Annotated in this window: 16 protein-coding genes and 1 pseudogene; 8 read left to right on the forward strand and 9 right to left on the reverse strand. The window is 40.5% G+C overall.

What is annotated here, in order from left to right; translation table 11 throughout:
* Positions 1 to 343: 343 nt before the first annotated feature.
* On the reverse strand, positions 344 to 859 hold the full coding sequence (locus tag RMZ41_RS08125) for a L,D-transpeptidase (RefSeq protein WP_322644568.1): 516 nt from the start codon (positions 857 to 859) through the stop codon (positions 344 to 346).
* 112 nt (positions 860 to 971) lie between these two features.
* Positions 972 to 1,604, reverse strand: a complete 633-nt coding sequence (locus RMZ41_RS08130) for a bifunctional 4-hydroxy-2-oxoglutarate aldolase/2-dehydro-3-deoxy-phosphogluconate aldolase (protein WP_322644567.1) — start codon at positions 1,602 to 1,604, stop codon at positions 972 to 974.
* Positions 1,605 to 2,356: 752 nt separating this feature from the next.
* Here RMZ41_RS08130 and RMZ41_RS08135 point away from each other — a divergent pair.
* The 8 genes and pseudogenes from RMZ41_RS08135 to RMZ41_RS08170 all read left to right on the forward strand — a co-directional run bounded on the left by RMZ41_RS08135 (position 2,357) and on the right by RMZ41_RS08170 (position 10,750).
* Positions 2,357 to 2,629 carry a GlsB/YeaQ/YmgE family stress response membrane protein gene (locus tag RMZ41_RS08135; protein WP_322644566.1) on the forward strand — a complete coding sequence of 91 codons (273 nt, stop codon included), beginning with the start codon at positions 2,357 to 2,359 and terminating at the stop codon, positions 2,627 to 2,629.
* A 997-nt stretch (positions 2,630 to 3,626) separates the two neighbouring features.
* Complete coding sequence (locus RMZ41_RS08140) at positions 3,627 to 4,457, forward strand: metallophosphoesterase (RefSeq protein ID WP_322644565.1); 831 nt, start codon at positions 3,627 to 3,629, stop codon at positions 4,455 to 4,457.
* Between the two features lie 551 nt (positions 4,458 to 5,008).
* On the forward strand, positions 5,009 to 5,842 hold the full coding sequence (locus tag RMZ41_RS08145) for a metallophosphoesterase (protein WP_322644564.1): 834 nt from the start codon (positions 5,009 to 5,011) through the stop codon (positions 5,840 to 5,842).
* A 563-nt stretch (positions 5,843 to 6,405) separates the two neighbouring features.
* Positions 6,406 to 7,326, forward strand: a complete 921-nt coding sequence (locus RMZ41_RS08150; RefSeq protein WP_322644563.1) for a histone deacetylase — start codon at positions 6,406 to 6,408, stop codon at positions 7,324 to 7,326.
* A 479-nt stretch (positions 7,327 to 7,805) separates the two neighbouring features.
* Complete coding sequence (locus RMZ41_RS08155; RefSeq protein ID WP_292798388.1) at positions 7,806 to 7,943, forward strand: hypothetical protein; 138 nt, start codon at positions 7,806 to 7,808, stop codon at positions 7,941 to 7,943.
* 177 nt (positions 7,944 to 8,120) lie between these two features.
* A complete protein-coding gene (locus RMZ41_RS08160; RefSeq protein WP_322644562.1) occupies positions 8,121 to 8,567 on the forward strand; it encodes a tellurite resistance TerB family protein in 447 nt (148 codons plus the stop codon).
* A gap of 273 nt (positions 8,568 to 8,840) precedes the next feature.
* Positions 8,841 to 10,196: a UDP-N-acetylmuramoyl-tripeptide--D-alanyl-D-alanine ligase gene (gene murF, locus RMZ41_RS08165; protein WP_322644561.1), complete on the forward strand. Its 1,356-nt coding sequence runs from the start codon at positions 8,841 to 8,843 to the stop codon at positions 10,194 to 10,196.
* Positions 10,193 to 10,750 (forward strand): annotated as a pseudogene (locus RMZ41_RS08170) (GNAT family N-acetyltransferase). The gene murF and the pseudogene RMZ41_RS08170 overlap by 4 nt, the downstream one beginning before the upstream one ends.
* Here RMZ41_RS08170 and RMZ41_RS08175 read toward each other — a convergent pair.
* The 7 genes from RMZ41_RS08175 to RMZ41_RS08205 all read right to left on the reverse strand — a co-directional run bounded on the left by RMZ41_RS08175 (position 10,737) and on the right by RMZ41_RS08205 (position 17,220).
* The gene (locus RMZ41_RS08175; RefSeq protein WP_322644560.1) at positions 10,737 to 11,072 is read right to left on the reverse strand and encodes a hypothetical protein; all 336 of its coding nucleotides are present in this window, start codon (positions 11,070 to 11,072) and stop codon (positions 10,737 to 10,739) included. The pseudogene RMZ41_RS08170 and the gene RMZ41_RS08175 sit on opposite strands and share 14 nt — an antisense overlap.
* A gap of 201 nt (positions 11,073 to 11,273) precedes the next feature.
* Entirely contained in the window at positions 11,274 to 11,675 is a 402-nt protein-coding gene (locus RMZ41_RS08180) for a fasciclin domain-containing protein (protein ID WP_104898847.1), read from the reverse strand.
* A gap of 201 nt (positions 11,676 to 11,876) precedes the next feature.
* Positions 11,877 to 13,193: an FADH(2)-oxidizing methylenetetrahydrofolate--tRNA-(uracil(54)-C(5))-methyltransferase TrmFO gene (trmFO, locus tag RMZ41_RS08185; protein ID WP_322644559.1), complete on the reverse strand. Its 1,317-nt coding sequence runs from the start codon at positions 13,191 to 13,193 to the stop codon at positions 11,877 to 11,879.
* Between the two features lie 108 nt (positions 13,194 to 13,301).
* Complete coding sequence (locus RMZ41_RS08190; RefSeq protein WP_322644558.1) at positions 13,302 to 13,997, reverse strand: Uma2 family endonuclease; 696 nt, start codon at positions 13,995 to 13,997, stop codon at positions 13,302 to 13,304.
* A gap of 118 nt (positions 13,998 to 14,115) precedes the next feature.
* Positions 14,116 to 14,919: an Rpn family recombination-promoting nuclease/putative transposase gene (locus RMZ41_RS08195; RefSeq protein ID WP_322734516.1), complete on the reverse strand. Its 804-nt coding sequence runs from the start codon at positions 14,917 to 14,919 to the stop codon at positions 14,116 to 14,118.
* Between the two features lie 130 nt (positions 14,920 to 15,049).
* Positions 15,050 to 15,820 (reverse strand): 3-methyl-2-oxobutanoate hydroxymethyltransferase, encoded by a 771-nt coding sequence (gene panB, locus RMZ41_RS08200; RefSeq protein WP_174712666.1) that lies wholly within the window; start codon positions 15,818 to 15,820, stop codon positions 15,050 to 15,052.
* 287 nt (positions 15,821 to 16,107) lie between these two features.
* The gene (locus tag RMZ41_RS08205) at positions 16,108 to 17,220 is read right to left on the reverse strand and encodes a two-component regulator propeller domain-containing protein (protein WP_322644555.1); all 1,113 of its coding nucleotides are present in this window, start codon (positions 17,218 to 17,220) and stop codon (positions 16,108 to 16,110) included.
* Positions 17,221 to 17,955 lie beyond the last annotated feature (735 nt).

Raw genomic sequence — 17,955 nt, forward strand, 5'->3', positions numbered from 1 at the left:
GAGATGATTGCTTCTCTTACTTCTTACGACTTTATCCTTGAAGCCTTATTTAGCGCAGCTTCATAAAGAATTGGTATCAATACCCTTGGGTTAAGGATTTTTGGTACTGATATTAAACCTGTATAGACATAAAATTTTGTGTCTATAACAAGTATTTTGGGCTTAACTGAACTGAACAGTATTGATTCCCAACTAATGACTAATGACTAATATATTTTATTTCAATTTCAATAATTTCGACTCCGAAGATTCCCAGCATAAAATCTTGCTGGGAATCACTTAATTGTCTTGATTTCTTGTTGTTAATGATCTTTCATAGATTGCTTTTTAGCTGCTTCACCTACTATTTTTGGATGATTACTGGTGTACCTACCGATGCCCACTCAAATAGCCATTTAGCGTGTTTTGGTGCAAGATTCACGCAGCCGTGGCTCATTGGAGTACCAAACTTTTTATGCCAGTAAGCACCGTGAATACCGTAATTACCTTGGTAAAACATTGCATGAGGAACGTTAGGAACATTGTAGTCTTCTCCCCGCATTCGGGTAGTTTTGAACTTGGATTGAATTTTAAATGTTCCAACAAGAGTGGGAGTTGCTTTTTTACCCGAGGAAATAGCACTTCCATAAACCACTCTGTCTCCTTCCCAAGCTATTAACCGTTGCTTTGAAAGATCAATTTGAATCCAACGCTGATCTGATTTTTGCAATGTCTGGATTGTTTGTGCAATCATTTTATCTTTAGAATTCGCCCAAACTTCACTTGTTCCAGTAGTAGTAAAAACACTTAAGGATAGTACTGTACCAGTCAAGAGTATTTTTAAGCGACGCACCCAGTCAGCATAAATTAATTTTTTCATTTTAGATACACTCCCACTCAAATCATGAAGTCTTGAGAAACTTATCAGCTTTCACCTTTATTTCTCTATCTATTACTTTAATAGACGTGAATTTTTGATGCTTTGTTCTAAGTTAACCTAACTGTTGTATCAGCTTTTTGGCCCCAGATGCGATCGCTTGCCAATTTCCCTCTGTGACAAGCTTTTTGGGAAATAACTCATTGCTCAAACCGACAGCGATCGCTCCGGCTTGTAAAAATTCTTTGGCATTTTCTAAAGTCACGCCGCCAGTAGGAATTAAGGGAATCTGACTTAGTGGGCCTTGCAAACTTTTGATATAATCAGCCCCTCCTACTGCTTGCACGGGGAACACTTTTACACAACTAGCACCCTGACTCCAGGCGGTAACAATTTCTGTAGGAGTCAGCGCCCCTGGGATAATAGGTACATTTTTTTCTTGTGCTGCTTGAATCATTGCTGAGTCAACATGGGGTGTAAAGAGGAATTGCGCCCCAGATGCGATCGCTTCTTGTAGCTGTTGCACATTGAATAACGTACCAGTACCAATGGTGCAGGCTGGTAATTCTGAGCGTAGTTGAGTGATTAATTCCCCAGCGCGTGAGCTATTCCAGGTAATCTCAACGATCTGCATTCCCCCAGATGCTACAGCCATTGCCATTTGATACCCCACTTCAATTTTAGGGGCACGGATAACTGCGATCGCTCTATGTCTTTGCAACTGTGATAACCAAATTTCATTAGGCATTTTAACTGGGAATTAGAGATTGAGGACTAGGGAATGAGAACTAGAGAATAGTTTTCCTAACACCTAATTTTCAATACTAATACCCAGTAACTAATCCCCAATGCCCAATGTCCATCCCCTTAGCGCTTGTTTTTTGTATCAAACTATATCCTGACGATATCTAAGTGCGGAATGTTGAAAATTAAGTTCCTACAACTACGCCCATCGTAGACATCACCTGATTTTATCTCTTTTACATTACTTTAGAGACAGTCTTTGAAAACTCAGCTTAATTCTTCTAGTAGAGGAGAGAGCTAATTAAAAAGACATATACTTCAATTACCAAGCAATAGTTTGATCGGCTCCTAGTTTAAGACCTACTAGGAGCTTTTTTTAACTAATTATCCTAAATATCCATAAACCTATGGATTACTATTTGATTTTTGAACGAAATTAAGTATTTGTAGAGTGTGTTAGAACGGAGTTCGTAACGCACTAACTATTATCAGGTTCGCTTCACTTCCCTAACTTCATATTCAATGACTGTGTTAGAACGGAGTTCGTAACGCACTAACTATTGTCAGGGGTTTGATGCCGTACTCTTTGCGCTCATATCCTACGGATATTTTCTCCAAATCAAACCTAATACCTAGAGTTGCAATTAAACTATTCCTCATGGATATTAATAATTAATTCTGATGGTAGATGGAATCAAAAGATTGAGATTGATAATATGTATTCGTGAGTGAAAAACGTTTACCCATTTAATTACAATGAATATTCTTGCTTGGATTGTTTTAGGTCTAATTGCTGGTGCGATCGCTAAGGCTATCTACCCCGGTCATCAAGGTGGCGGAATTCTGGGAACAATCTTGTTAGGAATTATCGGTGCTTTCGTTGGCGGTAGCTTAGGAGTATTTTTCAGTACAGGAACGTTAAGTTTAGCTGCTCCTAGTCTCAGCATTCCAGGTATTGCAGTAGCAGTTCTTGGTGCAATTGTTGCAGTTTTCTTGTGGAATTTAATAACCAACCGCAGTGCTGTATAAAAGCAAAATCGCGGATAATGACTGAAGGATATTTAGTAAATTCTTTTAACTATCGGGAATTAAATGAAAAATAGCGTTTGCCTTTTATTATGGTAACGCTATTTTTTATTTATTAATAAATCAAATAAAGATTGGTGTAATCTAATCGTAGTTTTTTATTAAAAGTCTCAATTAGCTTTAAGAATTCATATAGGATTCCTACTTGATTTTTGAACAAAACTCACTAAAACTATCATTTTTTCTTTCCTGTTCCCTGTCCCATGTCTCCACGAGTAATTCAGTAATCAAATCAAATTTATATACAAGTAAGTGGTTCAAATTAAATACCTCACCCTGCCTCCCGCTTCCCTCTCCGATACTTTGGAGAAGGATTGAGGGTGAGGTTTGATCTTATATTTAATTACGCCTGCCTACTTACCAGCTACTCTTTCAATATATAGGACTACTATTTGATTTTTGAACGAAATTTTTATTTTTGAAAAGATACGTAGGGGAGCCAGTCGCATGGACAGGTTTCCCGACTTGAGCGGTAGCGACGCAGGAGCGTCACTGGCGTTGCGTTACGCTGTCGCTAACGCACCAAAGTCTTAAGAATGGTGCGTTACGGCTTACGCCTAACACACTCTACAAATACTTAGATTTTTCAGAAATCAAATATGATTCCTATAGTCTGCTAAATTGATAAAATCTTCGCGCGGGTAGCATCTTCCGCCAACCAGATCAAAAGCTAATCTACTCGCAGGCTTTTCTGGGTTTTCAAAGATATGTATACCCCAGTAATAAAGGAGATCGCTAGCGCGAATACAAACTTCTTCTGGATATATACAATGAAACTTATTATTTATTTTACTAATTTCTTTATACTTTAAGTAAGTATAAATACGCTACATTATAGAGCTTTCATGAAATTTTAAAAAAGTTGCCCTAGTAGCTACATACAAAACAACGATGTTTGGTTAAGCTGTAAGCGCTATCATATAGATTTATTGAACGTCTTATGCATTGGTTATTATCTGGGCCGTTGAGTACAGAAAAATTGACGGTTAACATTGCAGGTTTGCCTGTATCGTTACAAGGTAAGAAACTGGTGCAGTTGTCAGATTTTCACTACGATGGTTTGCGGCTGTCGGAAGAGATGTTAGAAAAAGCGATCGCAGTTACTAACGAAGCTAAACCAGATTTAATTTTATTAACTGGCGACTATGTAACTGACAATCCGACACCGATTCATCAACTGATACTTAGACTCAAACATTTGCAAAGTCGCAGTGGTATCTATGCGGCTCTTGGCAATCATGATATACATTACAAACAAGCAAAAGTAGAGGTTACAGATGCCCTTACTAGCATTGGCATCCATGTCCTTTGGAATGAAATTGCCTACCCACTAGGAAAAGAATTGCCACTCGTTGGACTGGCGGATAGTTGGTCACGGGAATTCAATCCTGTACCAGTGATGAATCAATTAAACCCCGACACACCCTGTATTGTATTATCCCACAACCCAGATACTGCGGAGATACTGCAAGCATGGCGAGTTGATTTACAATTATCTGGTCATACTCACGGTGGCCAAATCGTGATTCCTGGACTTGGCCCGGGGGCGTTGATTTACAGCAAGATTGCAAAAAACATACCCTTAGCAGTGCGCCGTCGAGTCCGATTTTTGGAAGCAAATGTTTCTGTAGTCAAACATTGGGAATGGGCACAGGGTTTCCATCGAATCGGAAAAAATCAGATGTATGTCAATCGTGGTTTGGGAACTTATCTCCCAGGACGGTTATTTTGCCGCCCAGAAGTTACTATAATCACACTACAAAGTGAGTAGGGAAGGAGGCAGGAGGTAGAAGCTAGAAGGTAAAAAATATATTTTCTTCCTCCTGTAACGCTGCCTTCGTTCGATAATTCAAATTTTAGAATTAATGAACAGAATCAAAATATAGGACTACTATTTGATTTTTGAAAAGATGCGTAGGGTGTGAGCGCAAAGAGTACGGCACCAAAGCCTTAAGAATGGCGCGTTACGGCTTATGCCTAACACACCCTACAAATACTTAGATTTTTCAGAAATCAAATATGATTCCTATAGGTATTATGGTTAATCAGTTAAGAGCAAATTAAAACAAGGTCTTCTCAGTTTAACTTAAGGATTTAAGCTAACTAGCTAATTATATTTGGAGTATAGGAATCCTATTTTATTTTTGCGGAGCTAAATACAACTTGAATAGACTACCGCCTATTGCCTCTTGCGTCTCTAGGCAAATGAATTCAAAAATCAAAGCAGACTGCTATATATGACATAAATTATTGCAGTTTATCAAGTTACATTTTTATTTTTGGTAAGCTGTAAGCGCTGGTATGAGGAGTATTGCTTGCCTTATGCATTGGTTGTTTACGGGACATTTAAGAGTAGATAAAATCACGGTTAAGATTGCGGAACTTCCAGCATCTTTACAAGGTACAACGCTAGTGCAGTTGTCAGATTTTCACTACGATGGTTTGCGGCTGTCGGAAGAGATGTTAGAAAAAGCGATCGCACTTACTAACGAAGCTGAACCGGATTTAATTCTATTAACTGGTGACTATGTAACTGACGATCCGACACCGATTCATCAATTGGTGCATCGACTCAAACATCTGCAAAGTCGCTGTGGTATCTACGCTGTACTGGGTAATCACGATATTTATTACAGCCATTCAAAAGCAGAAGTTACACAGGCGTTTACTAGTATTGGGGTGCATGTGCTTTGGAATGAAATCGCCTATCCACTAGGAAAAGAATTACCATTGGTAGGACTAGCTGATTATTGGTCACAGGAATTTTACCCTGCACTAGTCATGAATCAACTAGATTCTGTTACACCCCGCATTGTTTTATCCCATAACCCAGATACAGCAAAGATACTACAACAATGGCGCGTAGATTTGCAATTATCTGGTCATACTCACGGCGGCCACATTGTAATTCCTGGCATTGGCCCTGTAGTTTTCTATTATAAAAAGTTACTCAAACAAATTCCCAAAAAATTACGGCGTTGGGTAACATTTTTTCTAGGAGACTGTTCTAAAGTCGTGCGATATTGGGAGTGGGCGCAAGGATTTCACAAGGTGCAAGAAAATCAACTATATGTCAATCGGGGTTTAGGAACTTATAAACCAGGACGTTTATTTTGCCCGCCAGAAGTGACTGTAATTACCTTAATTGGTCATTAGTTATTAGTCATTGGTCATTGGTCTAAATACATAACAAAGGACAAATGAAAGCCCTTATCTATCAATCTGCAATTGAAATGAAAACACTCAAAGCAGAAACCGCCGGAAGCTACGATGGATGAATATCAGCAGCTTGGGGCGGTTTCTTGAAGATTGGAGAATTCAGAAGTAAGTAACTCAACTAAGGTGGACAGTATTGGCGATCGCTATACTCAGAATTGCACATCCTTATATTCTAACTAGGCAGGCATTTTCTGACTGTGCGTTTTCAAAACCTCCAAAACAACTCATTGAACTTAAAGTAAAAACATATTCAATGGATGCCACAAGTTCAGAGCGATCGCAGTGTTATTAGAGCGGAAGGTACAGGCTCTAATATGAAAGTTTTTAGTAACTTTTAACCTGTTTGTACCTTGCTCTTAATCTAGCATCATGTTTGTTCAGTTCAATACATCTTTACGAAACTTAAATTTTTTCCACCTGTGTTCTAGTAAAAGGGAAAACTGTTTGTGCTAGTGACGATACAATAGCATTCATTGTCTTGCTGCCAACTTTTTCGTCCTATGCTGCCAGTCATTTATTCCGACGAATTTTTAGATCACAAGACTGGAAAATACCATCCCGAAAAACCAGAGCGTTTAAGTGCGATCGCCACCGCTTTAAAAGCAGCTACATTTGCAGATAAAATTGACTGGCGATCGCCCACACCAACATCAGAACAGCCAGCACTGATGTCTATGTTGGTTAAAGCCCATAGCCCAGCCTATATTAAAAAACTTTGGCAAATCGCTTCTAGTGGCGGCGGCCCTTTGGATGGAGATACGCCAGTTTCCCCGCGCAGTTATGATGTGGCTTTGCTGGCAGTCAGTGCATGGTTGGATGGTGTTGAAGCTGTGTTAAAGTCGGCTAATCCAGCTTTTGTATTAGCACGTCCTCCAGGGCATCATGCAGAAAGCGATGCGGGGATGGGCTTTTGCCTATTTTCTAATGCTGCGATCGCCGCTTTCTTTGCCCTCGAACAACCCGGAGTTAACCGCGTCGCCATCCTCGATTGGGATGTACATCACGGTAATGGTACTCAAGCGATCGTTGAAAGTGAAGCACGCATCGCCTACTGTTCCCTACATCAATATCCATGCTACCCCGGTACTGGGAGAGCAACAGAACGCGGCTTTCATAATAATGTATTAAATTTACCAGTACGCCCTGGTAGTGATATTGCCGAATATCAGCCACTATTTGAGAAACAGGTAGTACCGTTTTTAGCCAACTTTCAGGCGGATTTACTGATTGTGAGTGCGGGTTATGATGGCAATGCCGCAGATCCTTTGGCAAGTATCAATTTACAGCCAGAAGACTACGCTTTATTTACTGATTATTGTCTAGGACTAACTCGTAAAATTCTTTTTGGCTTAGAAGGTGGTTACGATTTTGACACTCTTTCTCAATCAGTTGTAGCAACTATTGAGCGCTGTTTACTTTAACCAATTTAAAATTAAAAACAGGTTTAATCCTTGTCTATGCCCTTTTTCTTTTATTAAAACAGAAGTCAGAATTCTGTACAACTAGCGGATAGTACAGCGTAAAGCCTGCGGCATATCAGCGCTATGAGCGAGTCCGCGTACTCTTTTAACGTCTCGTAGAGAGCGTCATTTTGAATTCCCCAAAGAGGTTGACTATATTTCTCATTAATGGATATTAAGTTAGCAAAAATAAAACAGGCAAAGGTTTATTGAGCATGGGAGTAGAGGGAAAGTTGCATAAGTCTTTCCACTGTGCGTAATGCCCAATGAGATTTTTTGTCAAGTTCATTAAATCTTCAGAAAGAAAAACTTTGAACGGGGTTCTGAAAGAGCTAAAGTTTTGTTAAGATGCAATTGCTAGTAGTTTCTCAGCGAAATTCACCTATCTGGGTGTGGAGAAATAAAAAGCACTAGCAGCACAAAATTCAAAAGGTGAAGCAATGACCACCTACATTTTTTTCGATGAAGCCCTACGGATGCTAACCAACGCCTATTTAATATCAGCAGTATTGCTAATAGCAGCTTCTGGTATAGGTTTGGCGGTAATTGAAACAATAGAAAAAACAGGAGAACGTTAAGTTTACAAATGGCAGTATAGTTTTTGCCAAAAGCCATTGGGTGCAGGTGTTCGCTGTTGAGAAATCCTGGGAATACTAAAGCATGAAAGTCTCATAACGTTACAGTTTTACCTGTAAATATACCAAATACACAGGTAGCAGTAACGCTATTGAGACTCTAACCAAGGAGTTACTATAATGGGTCTATTCGACGCTGTTTTGGACACAGAAAACCAAACTCAAGCGGCACTCAATCCAGCCGAAGCCTTTGCTGTCATTATTTTGATAGCAACAGCATCAGACGGTTATCTTTCTGTTGAGCAAGCAAATTCTATCACTTTTGTGCTATCTCGGATGAAACTTTTTAAAAGTTATCCCCATGAAATGATGGATAGGCTGTTCGACAAAATCTTGGGCATTCTCCAGGGTGATGGTTTTAATGCTTTATTCGATGCAGCCAAAGATTCTCTATCTCAAGACTTGCGAGAATCAGCCTTTGCAGTAGCCACTGATTTCGTCTTAGCTGAGGGAATTGTAGCTGAAGAAGAAAAAAACTTCTTAAACGATTTATATCAAGCTTTAAACGTTTCTAGTGAGAGAGCAATGCAAATTATGCAAGTAATCTTAATTAAAAATCGTGGATAGAGCGATAAAATATATTCTTAATTAAACTATATAAATAGCTTATAAAGAAAGTGTGCCAAAGAAGTTAAACTTTTTTGGCACTATTTTTGGTGTTGTTATGGCTAGGTTTAGATTGGTAACTTTTTCGAGAAGTCACAACTCTAGGAATTATGCACAAGATATTACCCAAACCCTTAAAAACGAGGATCTAGGTTTCAGGTTTTTAGTGCGTAAATCATGAAATTTTGTTGTTCAATGCAGTATTATGTCAGAAATTTAAATTGTAAATTACTTATGCATTGCTCTGCGACCCTAACCCAACTGGTTGAAGTTCTTTTGGCCAGTCCGATAAACTTATCTGAAACTGCTTTAATACAAGTAAGTAGCGGTATACAAACAGATAGCCGCGCCCTAAAGCCAGGTGAAGTATTTCTGGCTTTGCGAGGCGAGAAATTTGATGGACATGAATTTGTGCCAATTGCGATCGCAAAGGGTGCAATAGCAGCAATTGTAGATTTTGAATACGAAAATCCCGGTTTACCAGTATTGCAGGTAAAAGACACTCTCAAGGCATATCAGCAAATCGCCAGATGGTGGCGCGATCGCTTTAATATTCCTGTAATTGGTGTAACTGGTTCCGTGGGTAAAACTACAACCAAAGAATTGATCGCCGCAGTTTTAGGAACAAAGGGACGAGTTCACAAAACTTATGGAAATTACAACAACGAAATTGGTGTCCCAAAAACTCTCCTAGAACTTGGCGCAGAAAATGACTATGCCGTGATTGAAATGGCGATGCGGGGTAGGGGACAAATTGCCGAACTAACCCAAATAGCGCGTCCAACAATTGGATTAATTACCAATGTGGGGACGGCACATATTGAGTTACTGGGTTCCGAAGAAGCGATCGCTGAGGCAAAATGTGAGTTGTTAGTTGAGATGGCTGCTGATAGTGTGGCAATTCTCAACCGCGACAATCCTTTATTAATGACCACGGCGGCAAAATATTGGCACGGAGAAGTTTTAACTTACGGCTTTTCTGGTGGGGATATTCAAGGGGAGTTAATTGATAACGAAACTGTGGAAGTTGCCGGAATCCAACTACCTCTACCGCTACCCGGCCGTCACAATGCGATTAATTTTTTAGCAGCTTTAGCGGTGGCAAAGGTGTTGGGGATCGATTGGGCAACCCTGAAAGCAGGTGTGGAGGTGGATATGCCCACAGGACGATCGCAGCGATTTAACTTAGCTAATGATGTGGTAATCTTAGATGAAACTTATAATGCTGCACCAGAAGCTATGATTGCAGCGTTGCAATTATTGGCAGATACACCCGGAAAACGGAAGATTGCTGTGTTGGGTGCGATGAAAGAATTAGGGGAGCGATCGCAGCAGTTGCACCAGCAAGTGGGAGAAACAGTACGAAAGTTGAATTTAGACGGTTTGTTGGTTTTGGTAGATGGAGAAGATGCCGAAGCGATCGTTCAAAGTGCCAAAGGTATCCCATCGGAGTGCTTTGCAACTCATGTCGATTTGGTGGCTAGGTTAAAGACATTTGTGCAAACAGGCGATCGTTTATTGTTTAAAGCCGCTCATTCTGTGGGGCTAGATCGGGTTGTCAATCAGTTACGTGCAGAATTTTCTAGATGATACCGCTAGAAACCCAACGTCTCATACTGCGAGACTTTGTAGAATCTGATTGGCCAGCAGTTTATCGATATGCTAGCGATCGTGAAGTTGTGCGCTATTTGACATTTGGCCCTAATAACGAAGAAGAGACTAAAAAGTTTTTGCAAAGAGAGATTGCATTACAAGGAGAAAAACCCCGTCGGCATTTTGCCTTAGCAGTGACTTTAAAAGCCTAAAATCAATTAATTGGTATCTGTCGCATATCCGTTAAGGATATTGGTAATAAAACAGGCTCTATTGGATACTGTTTTACTAAGGAATTTTGGGGATACGGATATGCGACAGAAACTGTAAAAGCAATTCTATCCTTCGGTTTTAAGGAGTTAGACTTACATCGCATCATTGCGACTTGTCATCCAGAAAACATTGCTTCAGCACGAGTTATGGAAAAAATCGGAATGCAGCAGGAAGGATATTTGCGAGAACACCATTGGATAAAGGGAGAATGGCGAGACTCTTGGCTATATGCCATCCTTGAGCATGAATGGAGAAGTCTAGATTTCAGACGTTGTTAGAAAAAGTAGGGCTGTTATTGTAACGTCTTTGAAAAAGAATTGCTGCCAAATTAGTCACCAAACACGTGATTGCTAACCACAGCAAGATGTAAGTAGGAGCCATCACCACGCCAATCATGAACCAAGTGTAAACGTGCAATATCATTACGGAAGCGAAAAAGCTGGCAATTCCAGCAGATTGCCACACTTGATATGATGGGCGACGTAAGGCTACTAAGCTCATCGTTAAAATTGTGACAATCAAGTTTGCTGGTACGAGAAACGCACAAATACCTATGCAGTTGCCACGAGAGAACTCTACTAAGGTGTTAAAATCGAGCATTAATGTTCTTGGGATAGATGTTAGCTTTTTAAGAACTTAATTTATTTTAAAATTACTAAATTTACATTAACAGATGAGTGAGTAATCACATTGCAAACATAACATAAATTAAAATATTGAGTTGCGTTTTGATACTACTCAATAGTTAGTTAATTATAAAGATTTTAGATAAATAGGGTGGATGTTTCCACCCTGGCTGAATTAACCTGGTAAAATCACGGTATCGATAACGTGTACTACGCCATTATCAGCTTCGATATCTGCTGCTAAAACTGTGGCATTTTTAACTTCAAAACCATCTGAAGAATGAATTTTAATAGGTGAACCTTCTACAGAATTAACTGTACCGAGTTCTGCCAAATCAGCCTTTAGCAGCTTTCCGGGAACGACATGATACTTTAAGATCCGCGTTAGCTGGGGAATATTTTGTAACAGAGTTTGGATAGTTCCCGGTGGTAACTTGGCAAAAGCATCGTCATTTGGTGCAAAGACAGTGAAGGGGCCAGGACTTTTCAATGTTTCTACTAAACCAGCAGCTTGTACAGCTGCTACCAGTGTTTTGAAAGACTCAGCCGTAACTGCAATATCAACAATATCAGCCATATACCTTACCTAATTTTCTGCAAAATATTTTAAAGGATAATAAACCTATTTGAAGTTTTATTAAATAGGGAGTGGGGAGAAGAGGCAGGGGGGCAGGGGGCAGGGGAGCAGGGGAGCAGGGGGGCAGGGGAGCAGGGGAGCAGGGGAGCAGAGGGGAAAGAGGCGATGTTATTCTCTCCAATTCTCAATTCCCAATTCCCATTAATTCTGATTAGCTTTCCAGTTTGCTAAATCGGTTAAAGAGCGATCGCGGTAACGTCCGTAACGCTCCTGCTTACTTTTGATTTTCGCACCCAATTCGGGAAAAATCCCAAAGTTGGGCGGCATTGGTTGAAAATGCTTCGGCGAAGCGGAACTAATAAATTCCAGTAACGCACCCATCATTGTTGTTGGTGGCAAAACTAAAGGTTCTTTACCCAAAGCTAGCCGCGCTGCATTAATTCCCGCCAAGCACCCACCCGCCGCCGCCGCAGTATAGCCTTCAGTACCAATCAATTGTCCCGCAGCCAACAATGTCGGACGCTCTTTAAATTGCAGAGTCGGATGCATTAGCTGAGGAGCATTAATAAAAGTATTGCGGTGCATTACTCCCAAGCGCACAAACTCCGCTTTTTCCAAACTTGGGATTAGCTGAAATATGCGTTTTTGCTCACCCCAACGCAGATTAGTTTGAAATCCTACCATATTCCACAGTTGACCGGCTTTATCTTCTTGTCGCAACTGCACCACAGCATAAGGACGTTCCCCGGTGCGACTATCTGACAATCCTACCGGCTTTAGCGGGCCATAGCGCATGGTATCTTCCCCACGCTGTGCTAGTTCTTCAATGGGTAAACACGCTTCAAAAAATTTCGCCGTTTCCCGTTCAAAACCTTTGAGTTCTGTTTGTTCCGCTTTGCAAAGTTCTTCTCTAAAGTGCAAATACTGCTCTTTATTCATTGGGCAGTTGAGATAGGCGGCTTCACCTTTGTCATAACGTGATGCCATAAAAGCAACATCACGGTTAATGGATTCTCCGACAATAATTGGACTAGCGGCATCGAAAAAGCTGAGGTATTTCATCCCCGTAAAGCGTTGCAAATCTTCAGCTAAATCGGGACTGGTTAAAGGCCCGGTTGCCAAAACTACAATTCCTTCAGGAATCGCAGATACTTCACCCCGGCGAAATTCAATTAAAGGATGGTTGGCTAAAGTTTGAGTCAAGTCTTGGCCAAATTGTCCCCTGTCTACCGCTAACGCCCCACCCGCAGGTACGGCGTGTTCATCAGCTTTGGAGATGACAATAGAACCTAGTTGGCGTAATTCTTCGTGCAATAATCCTGCTGCGCGATCGCTTGCCATTGCCCCAAAGGAATTACTACACACTAATTCTGCCAAATGTTCTGTATGATGAGCAGGGCTGAAGCGTTTTGGCCGCATTTCATGGAGAATTACCGGTACTCCAGCTTGGGCTATTTGCCACGCTGCCTCTGTCCCAGCTAGTCCACCTCCAATTACTTGTATCGGTTGTTGTTCCATAGTTAAATTTTTAGTTCCTAATATTATAAGTATCTATCAGCATCACAGAAGTAAAATTAAATAAAAACACCTAATTCATGACTACTTCTGTAAATACAACAGTAGCAATTATAAATTATCTGTATCAATTCCCTTTTCTTTGAGTTTAGCTAGTAATTCTTGATAGCGATCGCGCTCTTTTTCTAATTCTTGTAAAGCTGCCTCCTTTGCTTGACGTTCTTGTTCACGCAACTGGTCAATTTCTACGGGACTCAAAAACTTTTGTCCAGAAGGGGAAAAAATTTCCAGCGTATCCGATGTTAGTTGAAAACGGATTTCCAAACGCGGACTTACCCAGCCATTCATTTCTTCAATGACTTCAAAACTATCCCCAGAACGGAGCAAGCCATTTAAATCGTTTTTTTCTGGATCGTAAATATAATATTCTTCCACACCGTAACGCTGGTAAAACTGCAATTTTTTGGTCATTTCTTTGAGCGTATTACCTGGTGAGAGTATTTCAAATACTACCTGCGGAGGTATATTATCTTCATCCCACTGTAAATAGGAACCCCGTTTTACTTTTGGTCTGCCAAAGACTACCAGCGTATCAGGCGCTTGTTTAATATTAGGGCTTCCTTTAACTGGATACCAAAACAAATCTCCGGCGATAAATACATCAGCTGAGGATGCAAATAAGATTTCTAAATTTTCTTTAATTTTGACAATCCATGCAAATTGTTCTGTATTATCCGCCATTGGTTGCCCGTCACTTTCTGGGTAGATAACTTCGATTGGGGTTTCTGATGTGACTTGTTGTATCATTACTGCACCTCTAAGTATGGGGTTTCTAGCTGAGATTTTTAGTTAGGAAGATGCGTAGATGCATTGGCGCAGCGTCTCGTAGAGAAGCGTCTTGTAGCCAGACATCGCTTGTCTGAACTTATTCATTGAGAGGTATTTGCTGTACTGTTTGCTGGACTTGTGCAACATCCGAATCTAACGCCTGTGATATCTGTTCCACACTTAAACCTAGTGCTAGCAGTTTAGGTACAGCTTCTAACTTTGCCTCAAAACGACCTTTTTGTTTGCCTTCTTGTTTAGCTTCTTGATAAACCCGTGTTTGCTTCAACTCACTTAACCCAAACATCGCTTCTATCTCCTCTCGACTTATGTTAGGCAATTTATAAACCAGGATTGTCTCTATTAATTCTAGTAATTGTTTTTGTGGAAGTTGTAAATTTACCGCTTGTTTGGTACGGTTGATTAAAACTCTTGCGCTAGTAATAGTTGTATCTTCATTTTCAATTACTAATTTTAGGGTAGCAATACCTATTGGTAGTGATGCAGCTTCGCCTAGTTCATCCAAGTAAATTATACTAATACGATCGCTGTTGAAGAATTCGTGGCAATCTTGTCGTTCACCAGTATCTATATTCCTTCTGGGATAAATCACCACTCCTCGCCAAGAATTTTTAGATTTCTTTTGCCGCAAATAGAGAAATACTTCTGAAACTAGGCGCAAATAAATATCTAAATCTGGTTGAAATTGAACTTCAACGAAATAAATCGGATTTTCTTCGTCTTGAGTGGGAAGAAATACACCATCTATTCTAAAGGCAGTTTGTTTGATTTCAACTGAAGAGAATTGATAGGTATTTGCAGTCTCAGGAGGATTGCCAATCAGTTCAAAGAAGATACTGGGAAATTCTTGAAATAAGCGATAAAATATGCTGTCAGTTTTCACTCTGGATGTTGTAGCACAATTTTGAACTTCAGCAATTTTATAATGTGCTGCTCTCTGATTGGATAATTTATCACAGATGAAAACTAACTAATTGGCAGTTTTTTGTATTTTTTGATCGTAAAATCCATGTTTATGGAAATTTGCGATCGCGCACTTCCACGGCATAATCTTGTACAGCTTTGGTAATTGTCTCCCGCAAGTTGGTGTAAACTTTTGCAAATGGTGGATGCTTCTCGGCAAGACCGATTACATCTGAGGTAACTAAAACTTGTCCATCGCAGTGAGTTCCTGCACCGATACCAATTGTCGGAATCGTAAGTTTTTGTGTAATCTGCATTGCTAAATCTGCGGGGATATGCTCTAAAACTAGAGAAAATACACCTGCTTGTTCCAGAGCGATCGCTTCAAGTAAAATTCTCTCACTTGCTTCTTGGGTTTTCCCTTGTTGTCGTAAACCCAATTGATGTACAGATTGGGGTGTCAAACCTACATGACCCATTACCGGAATTCCAGCTTCTACTAAACGAGCAATAGTTTCTGCGATCGCTGGATAGCCACCCTCCAATTTTACCGCTTGAGCGCCCGTTTCCTTCAGTATCCGCCCAGCTGAGTGCATTGCTTGTTGAAGACTTTCTTGATACGTCAAGAATGGTAAATCTACAACTACTAATGCCCGTTTCACCCCACGACGCACAGATTTGGCGTGGTAGATCATCTCATCCAAAGTTATCGGCAGTGTTGTTTCATACCCTAGAACTACTGCCATAGAGTCACCCACAAGGATTAAGTCTACACCAGCTGCATCGATGAGTTGAGCGATCGCATAATCCCAGGCCGTCAATGCCACAATTGAACGTCCCTGTTGTTTCCATTGAATTAATTGCTGGGTAGTGATTGCCATTTTTTGAGTGCTGAGTGCTGAGTAGTGTTAGCGGTAGCGGGGCGTTTAGCCCGTGCTGAGTTAAGAGTTACGAGTTAGAAATGAAGATAGAAGTTAGGAGTTAGCAGTGAAGATAGAAGTCAATAGTTCAATACAGTTCAGATAAGACCAAAGCACTTGTAGAGACGGCGATTTATTGCGTCTCAAAAACCAAAAATTTTTTACCAATAGCCCTTAACTGAACCGTATTGGTCAATAGTTGAGAGTTTAATTTAATTCATAACTCCTAACTCCTAACTCTTAACTTGTCATTTAACAGCGCGACTGAAAGCAATATGGGTTTTTGCACTGTCCGTTTTGGGCATTAACCAAGCTAGACCTTCACTAGTGCCAATCCATAATTTATTAGCGATGTCAGGTACAAGGGCAAGAACCCGACTAGAAGGAAGTCCAGCCACTTCTGCATCTAACACAGCGCCTGTATTTGGATTTAATCGTAACAAACCATTGCTAGTTCCAACCCAGACACTACCATCTTTAGCAAAACGTATTGCTCTCACATCACGCCCACGTAAACGAGTTACAGACCTTAACACTGCACCAGTTTTTGGGTTAATAACTAGTAAATTATTCGGCATTCCCGCCCAAATTAATCCTTCTGGACTAATAGCTAAGGCTTGAACAGTCGTCCCTGGCAAATCGGCTATTCGCTTCATAATCCCAGCACTAGCGGTATTTACTCGCACCAATCCATCAAGAGTACCAACCCACAGTTGACCTTCGGCATCTAAAGTTAGGGTGTTGGCGCTGACACCAGGCAGATTTTTGACTGTTGTCATAATCAAACCTTGGTCGGGACTAATTAGGGCTAAACCACTATCAGTACCAGTCCACAAATAACCTCGTTTGTCAAGTAACAGTGACAAAACCCGTTTAGAAGGCAAAAATAAATTCTGTGCGGTGATTTCATTAGTGCGAGGGTCTACTCTAACTAGTCCGCCATAACTTCCTACCCACACACGTCCTACTTTGTCTTGGGCTAAAGCACCAATAGCAACATTCGGTAAACTAACACGAGAAATAATCTTGCCAGTTTTAGGATCAATCCGCGATAATCCCCGCCAAGAACCTACCCAAAGATTGCCTGTAACATCTGCCAGTAAGTTACCGACACGATAATCAGTTTCAGGCGAATTCTCTTGCACTCCCCGTTCATCGGGCAAAGATTCTACTCGCGGTGGCGGTGCAGAAGGTGGGTAAGCGGGGGTTAAATCAGATGGTTTAATGTCAGGAGTTTTTTGTGCCCATCCCATACTTGGCACAGCTATTAACCCCAGCAACATAGAAGTAATCAATAAACTAGTACGCTTGCAAAACAATACCACGATGACATTTCCTTTGGAGACAGTACCCCTAGCCATTACCTAACCTGGCTTTGGGTTAGTTTCAGTGTTCCCCTAGCTGAGATTTTTTAAACATTGGGAAGTGGGAATTGGGAATTGGGCATGGGGAAAGAATTCTTATAACTCCTAACTCTATGTATAGACAAAGATTTTTCGCGTCTATCGAAAGGCTTCTTTACAGTTATTGCTGACATCTTGTAAAGCATTTGTAATAAAATGTTAAATATTTATTTAATAACAAAACTAAATATATAAGTTCAAAACTTTGAAAGAATAACTTATCGAATTCTTGATATATTGTGAAATAAGTTACAAATTACGTGGTGTGCGATTTTTTATCTTTAGCTCACCACTCTGCTAAATCTCTGTCAAGTAAATTCTTTTGTGATATCTTTTCCAGCAACGGAGAAGATATAGGGAGTGTAAAGCCGGGAATGTGTGCCAGCCAGCCCAATCCCCTGAATACCCCGAATTGTAGGGGAATTATCTAAATCAAACCGCGAAACGCGGAATTTTTGGTGAAATTGAGAAGGTTTAGTCGGGTGCGAAAAAGAGGTAAAAAAGAATTTTGATTCGTAGAAAGAGGCAACAGTAGAAGCTCTAGGTCGTGTACCCCTAGAAGGGGATAACACTGGTGAGGAGGGCTACCACCGCGACCATTGTGTCCGCCGCAAAAAAACTACTACCCTTTGCAAAAAAACAACCCCTAACAAAAATTTTTCCCATTCTTCTCCCCGATTAAGGGGGGAAAAA

Source organism: Nostoc sp. DedVER02 (assembly GCF_034530675.2).
GTDB lineage: Bacteria > Cyanobacteriota > Cyanobacteriia > Cyanobacteriales > Nostocaceae > Nostoc.

Coding starts and splice junctions, on each gene's coding strand:
- RMZ41_RS08125 (WP_322644568.1), bottom strand. CDS start 859: ATGAAAAAATTAATTTATGCTGACTGGGTGCGTCGCTTAAAAATACTC.
- RMZ41_RS08130 (WP_322644567.1), bottom strand. CDS start 1,604: ATGCCTAATGAAATTTGGTTATCACAGTTGCAAAGACATAGAGCGATC.
- RMZ41_RS08135 (WP_322644566.1), top strand. CDS start 2,357: ATGAATATTCTTGCTTGGATTGTTTTAGGTCTAATTGCTGGTGCGATC.
- RMZ41_RS08140 (WP_322644565.1), top strand. CDS start 3,627: ATGCATTGGTTATTATCTGGGCCGTTGAGTACAGAAAAATTGACGGTT.
- RMZ41_RS08145 (WP_322644564.1), top strand. CDS start 5,009: ATGCATTGGTTGTTTACGGGACATTTAAGAGTAGATAAAATCACGGTT.
- RMZ41_RS08150 (WP_322644563.1), top strand. CDS start 6,406: ATGCTGCCAGTCATTTATTCCGACGAATTTTTAGATCACAAGACTGGA.
- RMZ41_RS08155 (WP_292798388.1), top strand. CDS start 7,806: ATGACCACCTACATTTTTTTCGATGAAGCCCTACGGATGCTAACCAAC.
- RMZ41_RS08160 (WP_322644562.1), top strand. CDS start 8,121: ATGGGTCTATTCGACGCTGTTTTGGACACAGAAAACCAAACTCAAGCG.
- murF (WP_322644561.1), top strand. CDS start 8,841: ATGCATTGCTCTGCGACCCTAACCCAACTGGTTGAAGTTCTTTTGGCC.
- RMZ41_RS08175 (WP_322644560.1), bottom strand. CDS start 11,072: ATGCTCGATTTTAACACCTTAGTAGAGTTCTCTCGTGGCAACTGCATA.
- RMZ41_RS08180 (WP_104898847.1), bottom strand. CDS start 11,675: ATGGCTGATATTGTTGATATTGCAGTTACGGCTGAGTCTTTCAAAACA.
- trmFO (WP_322644559.1), bottom strand. CDS start 13,193: ATGGAACAACAACCGATACAAGTAATTGGAGGTGGACTAGCTGGGACA.
- RMZ41_RS08190 (WP_322644558.1), bottom strand. CDS start 13,997: ATGATACAACAAGTCACATCAGAAACCCCAATCGAAGTTATCTACCCA.
- panB (WP_174712666.1), bottom strand. CDS start 15,820: ATGGCAATCACTACCCAGCAATTAATTCAATGGAAACAACAGGGACGT.
- RMZ41_RS08205 (WP_322644555.1), bottom strand. CDS start 17,220: ATGGCTAGGGGTACTGTCTCCAAAGGAAATGTCATCGTGGTATTGTTT.